The sequence below is a fragment of the Sorangiineae bacterium MSr11367 genome, from assembly GCA_037157805.1.
Lineage (GTDB): Bacteria > Myxococcota_A > Polyangia > Polyangiales > Polyangiaceae > Pendulispora > Pendulispora rubella.
In genome coordinates, this window is sequence record CP089983.1 from 7,994,697 (window position 1) to 8,010,797 (window position 16,101).

General features: G+C 66.1%; 14 protein-coding genes. 8 read left to right on the forward strand and 6 right to left on the reverse strand.

The annotated features are described in order from the left end of the window. Nucleotides 1–35: 35 nt before the first annotated feature. A complete protein-coding gene (locus LVJ94_31050) occupies nt 36–1,340 on the forward strand; it encodes a hypothetical protein (GenBank protein ID WXB01344.1) in 1,305 nt (434 codons plus the stop codon). Here the strand turns inward: LVJ94_31050 and LVJ94_31055 are convergent. Beyond that, nucleotides 1,337–3,190, reverse strand: a complete 1,854-nt coding sequence (locus LVJ94_31055) for a serine hydrolase (protein WXB01345.1) — start codon at nt 3,188–3,190, stop codon at nt 1,337–1,339. The two genes, LVJ94_31050 and LVJ94_31055, sit on opposite strands and share 4 nt — an antisense overlap. Beyond that, nucleotides 3,191–3,589: a BlaI/MecI/CopY family transcriptional regulator gene (locus tag LVJ94_31060; protein ID WXB01346.1), complete on the reverse strand. Its 399-nt coding sequence runs from the start codon at nt 3,587–3,589 to the stop codon at nt 3,191–3,193. A gap of 77 nt (nt 3,590–3,666) precedes the next feature. Here LVJ94_31060 and LVJ94_31065 point away from each other — a divergent pair, with 77 nt between their 5' ends. After that, nucleotides 3,667–4,068 (forward strand): NUDIX domain-containing protein, encoded by a 402-nt coding sequence (locus LVJ94_31065; protein ID WXB01347.1) that lies wholly within the window; start codon nt 3,667–3,669, stop codon nt 4,066–4,068. Nucleotides 4,069–4,509: 441 nt separating this feature from the next. Here the strand turns inward: LVJ94_31065 and LVJ94_31070 are convergent, their stop codons facing one another. The 4 genes from LVJ94_31070 to LVJ94_31085 form a co-directional block, all read right to left on the reverse strand. Further along, nucleotides 4,510–4,857, reverse strand: a complete 348-nt coding sequence (locus LVJ94_31070) for a hypothetical protein (protein WXB01348.1) — start codon at nt 4,855–4,857, stop codon at nt 4,510–4,512. A gap of 742 nt (nt 4,858–5,599) precedes the next feature. After that, nucleotides 5,600–6,211: a DNA-3-methyladenine glycosylase gene (locus tag LVJ94_31075; protein ID WXB01349.1), complete on the reverse strand. Its 612-nt coding sequence runs from the start codon at nt 6,209–6,211 to the stop codon at nt 5,600–5,602. Further along, nucleotides 6,183–9,332 carry an AAA family ATPase gene (locus LVJ94_31080; protein WXB01350.1) on the reverse strand — a complete coding sequence of 1,050 codons (3,150 nt, stop codon included), beginning with the start codon at nt 9,330–9,332 and terminating at the stop codon, nt 6,183–6,185. Before LVJ94_31080 ends, LVJ94_31075 begins: the two co-directional genes overlap by 29 nt. Then, on the reverse strand, nt 9,332–10,594 hold the full coding sequence (locus LVJ94_31085) for a DNA repair exonuclease (protein ID WXB01351.1): 1,263 nt from the start codon (nt 10,592–10,594) through the stop codon (nt 9,332–9,334). The genes LVJ94_31080 and LVJ94_31085 overlap by 1 nt, the downstream gene beginning before the upstream one ends. A gap of 190 nt (nt 10,595–10,784) precedes the next feature. On the opposite strand from LVJ94_31085, the gene rpoN reads away from it, so the two are divergent. From rpoN to LVJ94_31115, 6 genes are all read left to right on the forward strand, one after another. Further along, the gene (gene rpoN, locus LVJ94_31090; protein ID WXB01352.1) at nt 10,785–12,305 is read left to right on the forward strand and encodes an RNA polymerase factor sigma-54; all 1,521 of its coding nucleotides are present in this window, start codon (nt 10,785–10,787) and stop codon (nt 12,303–12,305) included. Nucleotides 12,306–12,520: 215 nt separating this feature from the next. Continuing rightward, nucleotides 12,521–12,853, forward strand: coding sequence for a ribosome-associated translation inhibitor RaiA (gene raiA / locus LVJ94_31095; protein WXB01353.1), 333 nt, complete (start codon nt 12,521–12,523; stop codon nt 12,851–12,853). A 266-nt stretch (nt 12,854–13,119) separates the two neighbouring features. After that, nucleotides 13,120–13,596, forward strand: coding sequence for a PTS sugar transporter subunit IIA (locus LVJ94_31100; GenBank protein WXB01354.1), 477 nt, complete (start codon nt 13,120–13,122; stop codon nt 13,594–13,596). After that, nucleotides 13,597–14,778, forward strand: a complete 1,182-nt coding sequence (gene hprK, locus LVJ94_31105) for an HPr(Ser) kinase/phosphatase (protein WXB01355.1) — start codon at nt 13,597–13,599, stop codon at nt 14,776–14,778. Next, nucleotides 14,775–15,803 carry an RNase adapter RapZ gene (rapZ, locus tag LVJ94_31110; GenBank protein WXB01356.1) on the forward strand — a complete coding sequence of 343 codons (1,029 nt, stop codon included), beginning with the start codon at nt 14,775–14,777 and terminating at the stop codon, nt 15,801–15,803. Before hprK ends, rapZ begins: the two co-directional genes overlap by 4 nt. Beyond that, a complete protein-coding gene (locus LVJ94_31115; GenBank protein WXB01357.1) occupies nt 15,796–16,074 on the forward strand; it encodes an HPr family phosphocarrier protein in 279 nt (92 codons plus the stop codon). Before rapZ ends, LVJ94_31115 begins: the two co-directional genes overlap by 8 nt. Nucleotides 16,075–16,101: the final 27 nt, after the last annotated feature.

The following is a 16,101-nucleotide window of genomic DNA, read 5'->3' on the forward strand; positions in this document are numbered from 1 at the left end:
GGCTGCATTGCGAACGCTCGACGTCGCGAACGTCCGTGCAGACGGCTCCGGTACAGACCCCGATTCGAGGAACCCGCAGCGCGTGGGTTCGGACGGTTTCGACCGGCTGCGACGCTGCCGATCTGGAACTCGTACTCCCCTTTTACGAGGGACTTCGCCTCAAGCCGGCCACCGCAGCGCTCCGAGCCGCAAAATCCGAGCACCTCGAGCTCGCCTACCCGGGACCGCTGTCGATGCCCATGGTCGCGTGGCGGTGCGGTGAGGGCGCGTGGACGGCCGTCGTCCCCACGAAGCCCACGGAGACCCCCGCAGGGCTGCTGCTCCGAACGACCGGAGACGAACTCGAAGTCCGGCTGGAATGCTTCGGCAGCTGCACGTTCCAAGAGGTCGCCGAGCGTGGGCCTTGGAGCATCCTCGCGACGAAGGTGGCCGAGTTCTGGCACCTGGTCGCCCCGAACCCCACGCTTGCCTCACGCTACGATCGCTTCCACTACTTCGTTCGGCAATGGGTGGCGAACAATTCCGCGCCTTGGCTTCGCTCCGATTGGACGGCGTCCGCGCTCGAACGACGGATGCGCGACGAGGGGGCGCGCACCATCTCGTTCGCGTTTGGCCTGGACCCGAACGAAGTCGACCTCGAGGGGCACTATTTCTGGAGCGACGGGGCTTTGGCGGAAGTCGAAGCCCTCGTCCGCGCCAATCCAGCCGTGGCCCAGTTCCGATGGCTGAATTTGAGAACGTACAAGTACGCGATTCCAAACCTCGGAATCGAGCGGCCACCACCGCCCGAGGTCCGAGCGGCCGCAAAAGTGTACTCCGGCGGCCTCCATGATTTTTCGCAGTACGTCTTCAAGGCCATGGAGATGTGTCTCGGGGCCGAAGAATGGCAACGCTCTCGGTTCGAAGAGATGAAGAAGCTGATCGACCTCGGCTTCAAGGTGATCGCGTTCGACGAGTTCCCGACCTCACCGAAGTGGGGGACCGAAGCATGTCGGGCCACGAACCATTTGCACCGCCCCAATGACTTCGGTGACGAGTGGAGGGTCGCCTTGGACCTCGTTCGCCGGCTTTCGGCTTACGCGCACGAACATGGCATTTTGCTTTCGAGCGAGGAGCCCAGCACGATGCTCTTTCCGTTCACGTCGGGGTACATGGACGGGACGTTCAACGAGCCACCGGACATGTACGAGCATTGGCAGAAGAGCAAGGAGGCCGAACGGATCCCTCTCTTCAGCACGATGTTCGGCGCTCGATTGACGCCCTACACGAGGGTCGGAGGCTCTCCCAGGCCGCCGAGACCGTGGCTCGTTCAAGAGAAGATGGCGAGCTCGGTGCGCTAGCGTGCCGTGCGCAGCCAGCGGGAGGCGACGCGGGCGAAGAGGGGCGCCGCGACTTTGCCGCCGCTCCCTCCCTCGCCCGGTTGCTCGATGCCGGCGAGGATGACGGCGCGGGGCGCATGGGCGGGGACGACGCCCACGAAGCTGGCGTAGGTGACCCGCGTACCGTCGGGGCGTGTCCACTCGGAGGTCCCGGTTTTTCCGGCTACGGCAACGCCTTCGATGCGCGCCAGCTTGCCGGTAGCACGCGGATGGCTCACCGCCTGCTCGAGGAGGGAGAGCACGGTGTGGGCCGTCTCGGGTCGGACGATGGCTTCGCGCGGGGCCGGTTCCTTGCGCCGCGTGGACGTGGGCGGGATGTAGACGCCGTCGTTGGCGAGGGCCGCGTAGGCGGCGGCCAGTTGCAGCGGGGTCGCGGTACCTGCACCGCCGACGGCCATGGCGGCACCGCGTTCACTGGGCGCGGGCACGTCGAAGTGGAACGTGTGCATCCATCGGGCGAGGTGCTCCGCGCCGAGGCGGTCGTACACCTTGGCCATGCCGATGTTCGAGGAGACGGCGAGCATCTCGGGCACGCTCAGCACGCCGTGAGAGTCTCCATCGTAGATGCCGCCATCGTGGTGCGAGCAGTCGACGCGCTCGTCGGCGGAGAGCACGCCTTCGTCGAGGGCGGCGGCCAAGGTGATCGCCTTGAAGGTGGAGCCGGGGACGTTGCTGCCTCGCTCCGAGCGCGCAGCATTGGCCAGGATTTCCCCGGTCGCGGGGTCGAGCACCAGGACGGTGCCCCCTTGCGCGTGCCATTCGGCCATGGTGCGCTCGAGCTCCTCGTCGGCGATGGCCTGCAGCGCGGGATCGAGGCTCGAAGGCGCAGGCGCTGCCGCGGCCACCGCCACGACGCTCGCGGCCACGCTGCCCGCGAGAATGCCCGCGCGGAAACGCGACGGCGGGCGCCGCGCACGGGCCGCGGCCACGATGGCCGTCACGCGGGCCACGAGCTGCGAGCGCTCGGCCATCCCCAGCGCGAACGATGGGGCATGGCGCGAGGCACCTGCACCGGCAATCGCGAGCAGATCCTCCGCGTAGGCCGAGGCGCGCGTGCCCGCGACGAGCACGGCATCGTCGGCGGCGAGCTCGCGTTCGACCCGAAGGCGTCGCACGGCCATCCAGACCAGCGGATCGAACCAGTGCACCGCGCACGCGAGCTGCGCCATCGCATGTACGAGGCAATCGCGCTGGCGCACGTGCGCGAGCTCGTGCAAAAGCACGGCAAGGCGGCGCTCCTCGCTCCAGGCCTCCGAGCCGCCCGGAACGAGCACCACGGACGCGAACACGCCGGTGACCGCCGGCGCATCGAGTTCCTCCGTCACGCGCACGTCCGCGCGGACGCCCATGCTGGCTTGCGCGCGCGCCATGGTGCGCGACCACGCGGGGGAGGCCGCCGCACGCCGCACGATCGCCCGCGTTCGCACGAGCCCCACACCGAGACGCGCGAGCACGGCCAGCGCACCGAGGGCCCAGAGACCACCGAGCGCGCGCGCCGGATCGAGCCATGCGGCCTCATGCCGAACCGCGGCGGGGTGCGCGTTGGCGACCTCCGCCGGCGTCGCGGGATCGTCGGCGGGCGCCGGGTCCACGATCACGACGCCGCGAAGCACCGAGGCCGGTGTCTCCACGTGCCATACCGGCGTGATCGCGGACACACCGGGAACGAGCAACACGCCGCCCAGGGCCAGCGCGAGCACCAGCCGGCGCGTGGCCGCACTCGCACCGCGCAGAAGCGGCATCGCGCCGAGCGCGAGACCGAGCAGCACCGCCGCACGAAGCACGTTCGCCGCGAAAAATCCGGACGACATTTATCGCCCCTCGTTTTTGGCGCGCTCGATGATCTCGGACAAGCGATCCAACTCGGCGCGCGAAAGCTTCGTCGGCGACGACTCCGCCGACTCCAGCAGCGTCGCCACCGCTTGATCGACCGACCCGGCGAAGAACGTCTTCACCACGTGCGCCAGCGCGCTCTTGCGGGCATCGCTCCGCGGCACCGAGGGCGCGTAGACGTATTTCTGCCCTTCCTGCGCATGCTTGACGTGCCCGCGCTCCTCGAGCAGACGCAACAGCGCACGCACCGCAGAGTAACTCGGCGGATCGGGAAGCTCGTCGAGCACCTCCTGCGCCGTCGCCCGCCCGCGCCGGTAGATGATGTCCATGATCTCCCGCTCGCGGCGCGTGAGGCTTTTCTCCGGGGTCTTCGCCATCGACGGTAGATGTACCCGATGCTATAAATTTAGCAACCGTTGGCCGATGCTCATTCATCGGCTAGAAGGCTCGCACCGTGGGTCGCATCATCGACAAGGTCGCGTGGATTCGCTTGGAAAATGGCCGCATTTTGAGCACGCGCTCGCACGGCAAGGACGTGTATTACCTGCCGGGCGGCAAGCGCGAGCCGGGCGAAAGCGACCAGGACACGCTGGTGCGCGAGATCAAAGAGGAGCTCACGGCCGACATCGTCCGTGAAAGCGCCGAGCACGTGGGCACCTTCGAGGCGCAAGCCCACGGCCACCCCGAGGGCACGCTCGTTCGCATGACGTGCTACACGGCCGACTACGACGGCCCCCTCGCCGCGAGCAGCGAAATCGCCGAGGTCGCGTGGCTCACCTACGCCGACCGCGCGCGCGTCTCCCCGGTGGATCGCATCATCTTCGACCACCTCCAGGCAGCCGGCAAGCTCGCCTAGTTACGCTCAGAGGGGGAGAATTCACAGGAAGACGGGAAGGGTTTAGGGGTCCTCTCGGCGTCGTTGGCCAACGGAAAACCAAAGGACTTCCCGTCTTCCCGTTCCATCCATCAGGGAGAGCCGCTCGACGTCATCGCACGTCCCCCCGCCGCGTGGCATTCCGCGCCCGCAAGGGCGGGCCATATGGCATCGCACCGAAAACGCCGCTGCGAACGAGGCCGGAGGGGTGAGCCATGGATTCGCAATTCGCGAATCGCGAATCGCGAATGCCCGTGCCCCGTATCATCGTCGACCAGCTCATACTGACTGATCGAAAGACGCCAAGATGATGTGCTGGAGCGCCAAGGAATACTCTCGTTCACGAACCCACTGAACCTTGGCGCTCTTGGCGTCTTGGCGGTTCGGCAAGATCCCTCGTCTTCATTCCTCTGAGACGAAGGACTAGGCGCCTCGTGGCTCGCTGAACCCGGAGAGCTCGCGGAAGCCCGCCACCCGGGTCGGGTCCCAGCCTCGCGCGAGTGCAAACTCCACGGCGGCCCGGACGAGTCGCGGTGTGAACGGTACGCCGAAAACGATGCCGTCGAAGATCGCGCGCCGGTCCTCCGGGCCAAGTCGAACGACAAAACCCGCGCGACCACCGCGAAGCGCTCGGAAGACGACGAGAACGCTCTCGAACGCATCACGATTGCGCAGCGGAGTGGCATCGGGCACCCAGAGGTAGCGCGAGCGCCAATGGTACGTGACGCCATCAATGACAATCTGACGGAGATTTCGCCGATGCGTCGCCATGTGCCCAAACGCATCTTATCGCAAATACGGGCGCAGTTCTCCGAGCAGAGGTGCCTAAGGTCGTCCCATAGATGTTTCAGCGAGAGAGTTCACAGGAGACGGGAAGGTCTGAGAGTTTTTCTGTCAGCACCGTTGGCAAAAAAAACCAAACCAAAAAAACTTCCCGCCTTCCCGCCTTCATGTTCAATCAATCAGGGAGAGCCGCTCGACGTCATCGCACGTGCCCCCCCGCCGCATGGCATTCCGCAGCGTCACGCGGAAAACGCCGATCCGAAGGGGGAGAGCCATGGATTCGCGATTGCCCGTAAACCCATCGTCGTCGACCAGTTCATCCTGACGGATCGAACCGCCAAGTCGCCAAGATGATGTGCTGGAGCACCAAGGAATACTCTCGTTCACGAACCCACTGAACCTTGGCGCTCTTGGCGTCTTGGCGGTTCGGCAAGGTCCTTCGTCTCCATTCCTCTGAGACGAAGGATTAGGCGCCTCGTGGCTCGCTGAATCCGGCGAGTTCGCGGAAGCCCGCCACCCGGGTGGGTCCCAGCCTCGCGCGAGTGCAAACTCCACGGCGGCCCGGACGAGAGAGTTCGCGGGAAGACGGGAAGATGGAAAGGTCTAGAGTTTTCCTCTGGCACCGTTGGCCAACGGAAAACAAAAAAACTTCCCGCCTTCCCGTCTTCCTGTTCAATCCTCAGGGAGCGCCGCTCGACGTCAATGCGGCTCGAGAAGGGCGTGACTTGGGTCAGCTCCCGAGGCCGATTTGCCGGGGGCTTGGGCGGGAGACGTGGCGGCTGCCCGTTTCGTAGAAGCGCCAGGGCTTCTCGGCCCAGGTGCCCGAGTAGGCGACGCCGACCCGCGGCGTGGTGGTCATTTTGGGGCGTGTGGCGCGGGGGGCGAGGAAGAGGGAGCTCTCGCGCAGGTTGAAACCGTCGTGGGCGCGGGTGATGCCGAGGGCGCGGGTCATGCGCCCGGGACCGTCGGTGCGGGAGGCGTCGGGGATGCCCGAAAGGGGCTCGCCGGCGCGCACCAGGACGGCGTGGCCCTTTCCCTCGCCGAAGCAGACGACGTTGAAGCAGTCGTACATGCCGTAGATCAAATAGACGTAGGCGTGCCCGGGAGGGCCGTACAAGGTGCGCGTTCGCTTGGTGAGGCCGACGCGTGCGTGGCAGGCGAGATCCGTCGGGCCCCGGTAGGCCTCCGTTTCGACGATGCGCACGGCGCGCACGTCGCCATCGCGCTGGTGCACCAGCACGGTGCCGAGCAGCTCGCGTGCGACCACCAGCGCGTCGCGCGCGAAGAAGTCGGCGCCGAGGCGCATGTCGTAGCTAAGTTGGGATGGAGGCGTGATGAGCATCGGGAACGACGTCGCGCACCAGGTCGACGAGGCGCGAGTGACATGTAAATAGCAGCACCTGCGTGCGCTCGGCGAATGCGGAGAGCGCTTCCAGCGCACCGCGGGTGCGCTCCTCGTCGAAATTGACGAGCACGTCGTCGAGCACCATCGGCAGCGATTCGGCGCTCTTGGAGTAGCTCTCCACGTACGCCAGGCGCAGCGCGATGAAGAGCTGCTCGCGGGTACCAGTGGACAGCGCATCGGGGTGCACGGTGCGGCCATCGTCGCGCTCCACGAGGAGCGAGCCATCGAGCCGCCGCTCGATGCGCGGGTAGCGACCTCGGGTCATGCGCGCGAAGGCCCCCGAGGCGCGGAGCAAAAGCTCGGGCTGGTGCTCCCGCTCGAAGCGACGGATGCTCCCTTGCAGGATTTCCTCGGCGAACGTGAGCACCGCGTAGCGTTCCACGTCCTCCGCCAGGGCCGCGCGGTCGGCCTCCGCCGCCGCTTGCTCGTCCGCGGCGCGCGAACCGCCATCGAGCCGCGCGAGGCCCTCGGTGAGCTTTCCCACCTCTTGATCGATGGCGCGCGCACGCTCGCGCAGCGCGTCCGCCTCCTGCTCCAGCGCCGCGATGCGATGCTCGAGCAACTCCGGCGCAGCGTCGGCCACCTCCGCGAGAAAGGCGTCCTGCCCCCAGCGCACACCGGCACGGCGAAGAACCCGCCGCTGCTCCGCGGCCACACGCGAAAGCTCGTCGATGCGCAACGCCACCTCCGCCACACGGCGCACGCCCTCGTCGTCCCCCTGCCCGGCCAGCGCGCGGTACTGCCGAATCTCGGTCTCCGTCGCCTCGAGCCGCGTCCTCGCCTGCGCGGCGCGGTGCTCATCGCCCTTGCGCCCGCGCTCCAGTTCTTCGCGCATGCGCACGGCCTCGCGCGCGGCCAGAAGCCGCCCTTGCCATCGTTCCACGCTGCGGACGGGGTCCGAGATGCTCGCCTCGAGCACGCTCCCCAGCACGCGCACGCGCTCCTCGTAGCCCTCGAGCTCGCGTCCGATGCGCTGCCCCGCTTCCTCCAGGTGCTGTTCCTCGCTCAGGAACGTCCGCCGCAGCTCCGCGAGATCCTCCACGATTTTCCGCGCCCGCGTCACCCCCAGATCGGGCGACACCCCCATCCCCGAGGCGAGCTGCGTGAAACGCGTGCGCCATGCGCGCTCGTCGCGCTCGAGGCGCTCGCCGTCGCGCTGCCACTTTGCACGCTCCTCGGTGATCGAGGTGCACAGATCCACGTAGGCCAGCCGATCCTCGAGCCACCGCCGCATCGAGGGTGGACTCATGGGCTCGATCCCCGAGCGCGCCCACAGGGCGAGCCACTCGCGCCGTGTCTCCTTCTCCGTCTCCTCGAGCTTCGTGAGCTCGCGTTCCAGCTCGCGCACCTGCTCGCCGAGGCGCACGGCCAGGGCCTCGTGAAGCGCGCGCTTTTGAACGGCGTCCGCGTGCAGCCGCATACGATCCGCCACATCGTCCGCCGCCACCACGGCGCGCTCGTAGGCCCGCGCGAGAGGCTCCCCTTCCCCGTAGCGCGCCACGGCTTCATCCGTCGGCTCGCCACCCAGCGCCCGCTCCACGATGCGCCAGCCGATTTCCCTCCGCGCGCGCGCCGACTCCAGATCGCGCGCCGCGGGTGCATGCCCCGCCGACTCGATCGCCGAAAGCTCCTGCTCGTGCGTGGCCAGCTGCCCCTTCAGATCCGCGCGCCGCTCCCGCCGCGTGGTCAACTCCCGATCGCACGCCGCAAAGCGCGTCTCGAAGCGCGACACCTCGTCCACCGGCGGCACCGCCATCGCGGCAGGATCCAAGGACGCGAACGTCGACAGCGGTGCCTCCAGCTTTCGCCGATGCTGTTCGCGCTGCCGGTCGAGCGCCTCCAGCTCCTGCTCGCGCTCCGTCCAGCGTTCCCGCTCGGTGCGCAGCCGCTCATGATCGGCCGCCGCATCGAAGAAGTCGCTCTTGGTCATCTCATCGAAACGCATCGCCCGCAGCGCCGCGAGGTCCCACGTCGGGTGCATCTCGCGAAGGCGCTCCTGCGTGCGCCGCCCGAGACGCTCCACGTTTTCCGCGTTCTTCGGCCGCTCGGTGAGCATCTTCTTGTACGCGCCCAGATCGCCGGCCAGCCCGTCGATGGCATCACCCGCCCTCAGCGCCATCGGATCGTCCCGCCACGCGGACAGGCGCTCGCCCGTTTCGCGGGTCCGCTCCTCGAGCGAACGCAGCTCCTCACGCACCTGCTCGCGCACCCCGACCAGCTTCTCGTACGCGCGCCCGCCCTCCGCCGTAAAGCCGCTCGGGCACGACAGCGCCTCCAGCTCCGCCTCGGCCTCACGCAGTGCGCGGTAAGGCTCGATGGCCAGCATCACCGCGCGGGTGCGCTCCACCTCCGTTCGCCGCGCCGACTCCTCCGCGTAGGTGCTCTGCGCCAGCACCTTCTGCTCGCGCAGTTGATCGGTCACCCGCCGGTGCTCCTCGCCCGGTGTCGTGGCCGCGCGGATGGCCCGACGTCGATCGTCGAGCACACGCGCCAGCTGATTGATCCGCGGATTGCGCCCGCTCTCCTTGAACAGCGACTCGCGCTCCTTGCGCAGATCGCCCAGCACCTTCTCCAGGTCGACGTGGCCGCCGAAGCCCGCCCCGTAAATGGCGCTGCGCACCTCGTGCTCTTTGAGCGACTCGGCGCCGCGGGCCAGCATGTCCAGCGAGAAGCCGAACACGTTCTCGAACACCGCGCGGCTCGGCCGCTCCAACCGGTGGTGGAACCACTCCTCGTCGAACTCCTCGCCGCCCTCCAGGCTGCGCCCGAAGAGCGTCTGCTTGCGCCCCTTGGTGCGTGTCGCCTCGTAGCGGCGGCCATTGTCGAGCTCCACCAGCGCGCCCACCCGCAATTCGCTCTGCTCGAAGTCGAGCACCAGCTCGGGGCTCTTGTCGCGAAAGCCGAAGAGAAAGCAGCGGATCGCCGACAGCACCGTCGTCTTGCCCGCCTCGTTCGGCCCATAGACCACGGTCAAATGGCGCGGACCTTCGCCCGCCAGCGAGAGCTTCTTCTCGCGGAAGTGCCGAAACCGCTCGAGCTCGAGCCGCAGAAGGCGCATCAGTCGTTCGCACCCGACGTGAGCCGCTCCGCCAAGAGCGCCTCGGCCCGATCGAGCACGCCGGCGAACCATGCCTCGTCCTCCACGACGATCTCCAGCTCCTCGAGCTCGCGCGCCAGTTTCTTCTTCAGCGGCTCGAGCGTGCGCAAGAGCCCGAGCCGCTCGGTGTCGGCGTCGTCCCCGCGCAACCGGTCCGTCCACGTCAGCAGCTCGGCGACCAACCCTTTCGCCGCGCGCAGCGCTTCGATCGAGGCTGCCGGCGAGGTCGAAAGCTTCACCTTCTCGAGCCAGACATCGCCACCGCGATCGATCGCGTCGGCGCGGATCTGCCCGAGGATCGACTCGCGCTCGGCCACGATGGCCGCGTGCGCCCGGCAGCTACCCGTGATCTCCAGCCGCACCGCCGCCAGGGAGTTCTCCGCCCGCGCCACCACATCATCGAGCCGGTGGCGCACCTTCTCGAAGAGGTCCGCCGTGTCGTCCTCCGGGGCGAGCAGCACCTCCTCCACGAAGTAGCGCATCGTGTCCGTCGGCACGAAGCGCACATCCAGGGTACGGTCGCCCGAGCTCTCCACCAGCACACATCCCTTCGGCCCGACCTCACGCACACTCCGCCCCTGCGTGTTGCCGGGGTACACGACCCATGGGTCCTCGTGGAGCACAGCATGCGAGTGCACGTGGCCCAGCGCCCAATAGTCGTAGCCGTGCGCCACCAGCTCCGCGACGGTGCACGGGGCGTAGGCCGCATGTTCGCGGCTGCCGGTGGCGTTCGTGTGGAGCACGCCCACGTTGACGAGGCCCGCCACCGGTGGCGCGTAAAGAGGAAGGAGGCTCTTGTCCACCTTCTTCTGGGCGTAGCTCACACCGTGGAAGGCCACGCCCTCGTCGTCGAAGCGGTACGTGTACTTTCCCCGCTTCGAGCCGGCGGCGCCGAACTCGAACACGTGTTCGGCGTACGCGAGCTGCTTGGTCAGCTCGAAGTCGTGGTTCCCGCGAAGAAGCAGCACGCGGCACCCCGTCTCGCGAAGGCGCGCGAGCTGGCTCACGAAGTAGAGGCCGGTCCCAATGTCCTTCCAATCGCCGTCGAACACGTCGCCCGCGAGCACGAGGAACTGGGCTTGCTCGGTCAGGCACAACGCCACGACCCGCTCGAATGCCTCGCGCGTTGCACGCCGAGCTCGCTCGACGGGTGCGCCTTCGTAGCGGGTTAGACCACGGAGTGGGCTGTCAATGTGCAGATCAGCCGCGTGAACGAACTTCACCGGCGTGTTCTTAGCCGATTAATCGGCGTTCATGGGAACAGCGCTTCTGTAAGCAGGGCGATGTAAGGCGATCTCGGCGCTAATTCTTCCCACCGCTGGCATGGTTGTCGCTTTTGCGCCTCTCCCCACGTGATAAGCTCCATACGTTGGCCCCCGGTTGCTGCGTCGGGCCAACCAGGTCAGACACATCATGGAAATAAAGCAACAGCTCAAACTGAGTCAGCAGCTCGTGATGACCCCGCAGTTGCAGCAGGCGATTCGCCTCTTGCAACTGTCGCGCCTCGAGCTGATTGACGAAATCCGAAAAGAGCTCGATGCCAATCCGGTCCTGGCCGACGACGACATCGACCCTCGGGCACGTGGCGCGGAAGGGATCGGCAGTGATCCCGCGAGCGGCGGGCTTCAAACGGACGAGCGGGTCGAGCGCCTCGAAGGCCTCGAGCGGCTGAAGAACACCGACCCGCAGCAACTCCAGACGGAGAAGAAAACCCAGGACATCGACTGGGAGCAACTCCTGGAGAATCGCACCCTGCAGCAGGCCCTCCCCGCGAATCGCGGTGGCTTCGACGACCTGCCGCCCATCGAGCAAAACCTCACGAAGCCGCAGTCGCTGGTCGATCATCTGCGCTGGCAGCTTCAGATGAGCGACTTCACCGAGGCCGAACGGCGATTTGCCGAGCTCGTGCTCGGAAACCTCGACGACAACGGCCTTCTCGATCTCAAGGGAACCGAGCGCGAAGGCGGCGAAAAGACGCCGGATCTCACGATCGAAGAGCTGGCCGACGAGTCCGGGCTCGACCCGGAGGACGCCCCCGAGGTCCTGCGCATGATGCAGGAGTGGGACCCGGTCGGATCCTGCTCGCGCGACCTACGCGAGTGCCTGCGGGTCCAGGCCGAGGTGTTCGGCTACGAGGACCTGGAACTCCAAATCATCGATAAGCACCTTCATAACCTGGAGAAACACAATTACCAGGCCATCGCGCGCGACCTGAAGGTGCCGGTCGAGGAGATTTACGAGGCGGTCAAAGAGATTCAAAAGCTGGAGAGCCGCCCCGCGCGCAACTTCAGCGAGACCGACGAGCGCACCATTGGCATCACGCCCGACGTGTACGTCATCAAGGACAGCGACCGCTTCGTGGTCACCGACAACGACCGCGGCGTACAACGTCTCTACATCAATGAGACCTTGACGAAGCGGCTGCTGAAAGACCCCGGCGCCAAGGAATTCATTGGGGAAAAGTTGCGCAACGCCCAGTGGCTCATTCGCGCCATCGAGCAGCGCCGCAAGACCATCATCCGCGTGACCGAGTGCATCGTGGAAAAGCAGCGCGAGTTCTTCGAGCGCGGCGTCCAGTTCCTCAAGCCGATGATCCTGCGGGACGTGGCCGATGCGGTCGGCATGCACGAGTCGACCATCAGCCGCGTGACGACGAACAAGTACGTTCACACGCCGCAAGGCTTGTTCGAGCTCAAGTATTTCTTCAACTCGTCCATCCGCCGCATGGCCGAGGAAGACATCGCCTCGGAAAGCGTCAAACAGGCGATCAAGAAGATCATCGAGGGCGAGGACAAGTCGAACCCGCTCTCGGATCAGGCCATTGTCGAGATCCTCGCGTCACAAAATGGCATCCAAATTGCTCGACGCACCGTGGCAAAGTACCGGGAGATGCTCGGTATTCTCGCCTCGAGCAAACGAAAAAAGCTGTTTTAGAGCGACAGCTTCGCGCAACGGCATGGGGAGCGCCGGCATCGCGCCGGCGGGTCCGCCCTCGCGCGCCATCCCAAAGACTTTCGCCCCTTTCGCTAACCTTTCGCGCAAGGTCTAGCTATTCTCGTTTGTATACGGAGAGGCTGGGGAATTGTCACATCCTGTTTACCTATTCGTTGCAGGAGTCAACCTCTCGGGAAGGAGCGTGCGTAGCTCTCATGAACATTGCCATCACCTTCCGGCACATGGAGTCGACCAAAGCAGTCAAGGCCTACGCGGAGGAGAAGATCGCCAAGCTGCAAAGGTTCCTTAGACACCCGCTGAAAGTACAGGTCGTCTTGAGCACGCAGCATCGTGCTCACGTCGCCGAAGTCGACCTCCATGCCGGGGCCGAACATTTCCACGCCACCGAGACCAGCGAGGACATGTATGCCTCGATCGACAAGGTGTCGGATAAACTGGAGGCCCAGATTCGTAGTTGTAAGGATCACAAGAAGGGGCAAGACCGCGCGTCCGATCATTTGATCCCCGAGGCGGGCGGCGAGGACTAGGCATTCCATCTCTGCCCGTACACGTGACGTTCCCGTTCCCCCCGGGCGTCCGCTTGGGGGCTCTTCGGGAGCGTGTACGGGAACGGGAACTGGAACGTGTACGGGCAAGCCGAATCCGGTTTACAGTGTGCAACGGGCGGGGGTTTACGTATCTGGATGCACGTCTACCAACTCCCGAAGGCGGCGCCCCGCACCAACCCAACCTGGACTAGCCAGGCTAGAATGGGTGGTGCGGTCCGCGCCGGAGCGAACCGATAAAAGACGCCATGCGACTTACGGATCTTCTCTCGGCGGAGCGTGTTTGCGTCCGCCGGGGCACCGAAACGGTTTCGAGCAAGAAAGAGGCATTGGCCCTGCTTGCAGATCTGCTCGCCGATGGATCCCAACCCCCCATACCGCGTGCGACCATCGAGAGCGTCCTCACGGAGCGCGAAAAATTGCAATCGACGGGGATCGGCGATGGAGTGGCGATTCCGCACGGTGCGGTGGCGGAGCTCGACAAGCAATGCGCCGCACTGCTCATCGTTCCGGACGGCATCGACTTCGATGCCATCGATGGTGAAAAGGCGAATTTGCTCTTTTCGGTCATCACGCCGAAACGAGCCACGGGTGAGCATCTGAAGACGCTCGCCCGTATCTCGCGTTTGCTTCGCAACCGCAGCTTCCGGGAACGGCTCCTTTCGGCCGACGACGGACGCGCGGCGTTCGAGCTCATCGCTTCGGAGGAGGGAGGCACTTCGTGAATGGGTAGCTCCGACCAAAGTGGCAATAGTTTCCCGCCCGGCATGCCCCCCAGCGTGCAGGCCCAGGGGGAAATCTCGGTGGAGACATTCGTGTCCGATCCGGGGCTCGCCATTCGGTTGAGGCAGGTTGCAGGCGAAAGCGGGCTCCAAAGGCCCATCCGCCATCCACGGGTGCAAAAGTCGGGGCTGGCACTGGCAGGGCACTTCTACGGCGTGGTGCCCACGCGCGTGCAGGTCCTCGGGGAAACCGAGTTGTCGTACCTCGATGCGCTCGATCCGGGCGTGCGCGGGGTGGCGGCGCGGGGGTTCTTCTCGCTCGGATTGTCGTGCGTCATCGTGACGAGCAACCACACGCCGCCGCGTGCCCTGCTCACGGCCGCCGAGGCCACGGGCACGCCGCTGTTCGTATCGCCGAGCCGCTCGAGCCGCACCATCAATGCCGTGCACGCCGTGTTGGACGATCGACTGGCGCCGCAGGCCAAGCTTCACGGTGTGCTGGTCGACGTGTTTGGCGTGGGCCTACTGCTCTTGGGAAAGAGCGGCATCGGCAAGAGCGAGTGCGCACTCGAGCTCGTCCTGCGGGGCCATCGCCTGGTCGCCGACGACGTGGTGCTTTGCGATTGGCGTCCTCCGGGCATGGTCTTCGGCGCACCGGCCGACCTCTTGCGGCATCACATCGAAGTACGTGGCCTGGGCGTGCTCAACGTGAAAGCCTTGTTCGGTGTCACCTCCGTGCGCGAGCGCAAGCGTATCGACGTGGTCGTTCGCCTCGCCGACTGGGACGAGACGACGGAATACGACCGGCTCGGCTTGGAAGAGAAGTTCTACACGATCCTGAATGCCCCGATCCGGGAGCTGAGCGTTCCCGTCCGCCCAGGGCGCGACATGGGCAGCATCCTGGAGATTGCCGCGCGCAACGAGCTTCTGCGCCGCGCGGGGACGAACTCGTCGCGCGAGTTCAAAGATCGCCTGGAGCAACAGCTCGTCACGCGCGCGGCGATCGACGAGCCCGATGCGGCGCTGGAAAGTGTCCCCGACGCCTCGAGCCCCAGCTCGCCGGAGACCGAAGAGGATACGGCCGAGCGCCCATCCTGGGCCGCGATGGCCGAACGCGCCGCGGGGTTGAACGAAAGCTCGGCGTGGATCCCGATCCGCCCGATCCGCAAGGGGGATGACGAATGAGCGCGGCTTCGCCGACGACGGTGGTCATCGTGACCGGGCTGTCCGGCGCGGGAAAAACCACGGCATTGCATACGCTGGAAGATCTCGGATTCTTCTGCGTCGACAACCTTCCGACCGCGCTGGCCCCCCGCGCGGTGACCGTGTGCGAGGAAGGCGGCATGACCCGCGTCGCCCTCGGGATGGACGTGCGCGTGCGGAGCTTCATCGCCAAGGTGGGCGAGGTTCTCTCCGAGCTTCGCGCCGGCGCGCGCGACGTGCACGTGATCTTTCTCGATGCATCGGACGAGTCGCTGCTGCATCGCTTCAGCGAATCGCGCAGGCCCCACCCCCTCACCACCGAGGCCGCGCGTGAGGCCGGTCGGGAAGGTGCCATCGCGGTGCTCGATGGCGTGAGGCTCGAACGCGAGCGCCTTTCGCCCATGCGGGCGCAGGCCACGCACGTGTACGACACCACGCACCTGAGCGTCCATGATCTGCGGCGTGCAGTGATTGCTCACTTCGGCCCGGCGGCCGCGGGCGCGCCGCGGATGCTCACGCGCATCGTGTCCTTCGGCTTCAAATATGGAACGCCGGCGGACGCCGACTTGGTGCTCGACGTTCGCTTCCTCGAGAACCCCTACTTCGTGAAGGAACTCAAACGCCTTCCAGGCACCGATGTAAGGGTCCGCAGCTTCGTCCTCGGCTTGTCGGAAGCACAGGAATTCCTAAAGAAGACAGGGGAGCTTTTGAAGTTCATGCTCCCGAAGTACGAGCGAGAAGGGAAAAGCTATTTGACCATCGGGGTCGGATGTACCGGGGGACGGCATCGTTCGGTCGTGCTTGCCGAAGCACTGTCGGAGATGTTGCGCCGCGACGGGCACCTGTCCGTGGTGCACCGCGACGTAGCGCGGGGAGAGACGAAGCATCCACCACCGGCCCCGGACGATGCAGCCGCGGACGAGGACATGGAGTCGCAGCGCCACTCGAACACGGAGCTCAAAGGCGTCGTTTCCCCGGCCATCATCCCGCGAGGTAACGATGAGTAACCGCGCCAAAGGACGATTCACCATCGTCAATACGCTCGGCCTGCATGCGCGCGCAGCCACGAAGCTCGTGCAGCTCGCGTCGAAATTTCCGTGCGAGGTCGAGGTGGCACGCGACGATCAGGCGGCCAACGGAAAAAGCGTGATGGGCGTTCTGCTCCTGTGCGGCTCGCGCGGCACGGTGGTGGAAGTGCGCGCCGCCGGCGACAAGGCGGACGAGTGCGTGCAGGCCATCGGGGAACTCATCGCGAACAAATTCGGAGAGCCGAGCTGATGAGCGATCGACCACCGCCGCGGAAGG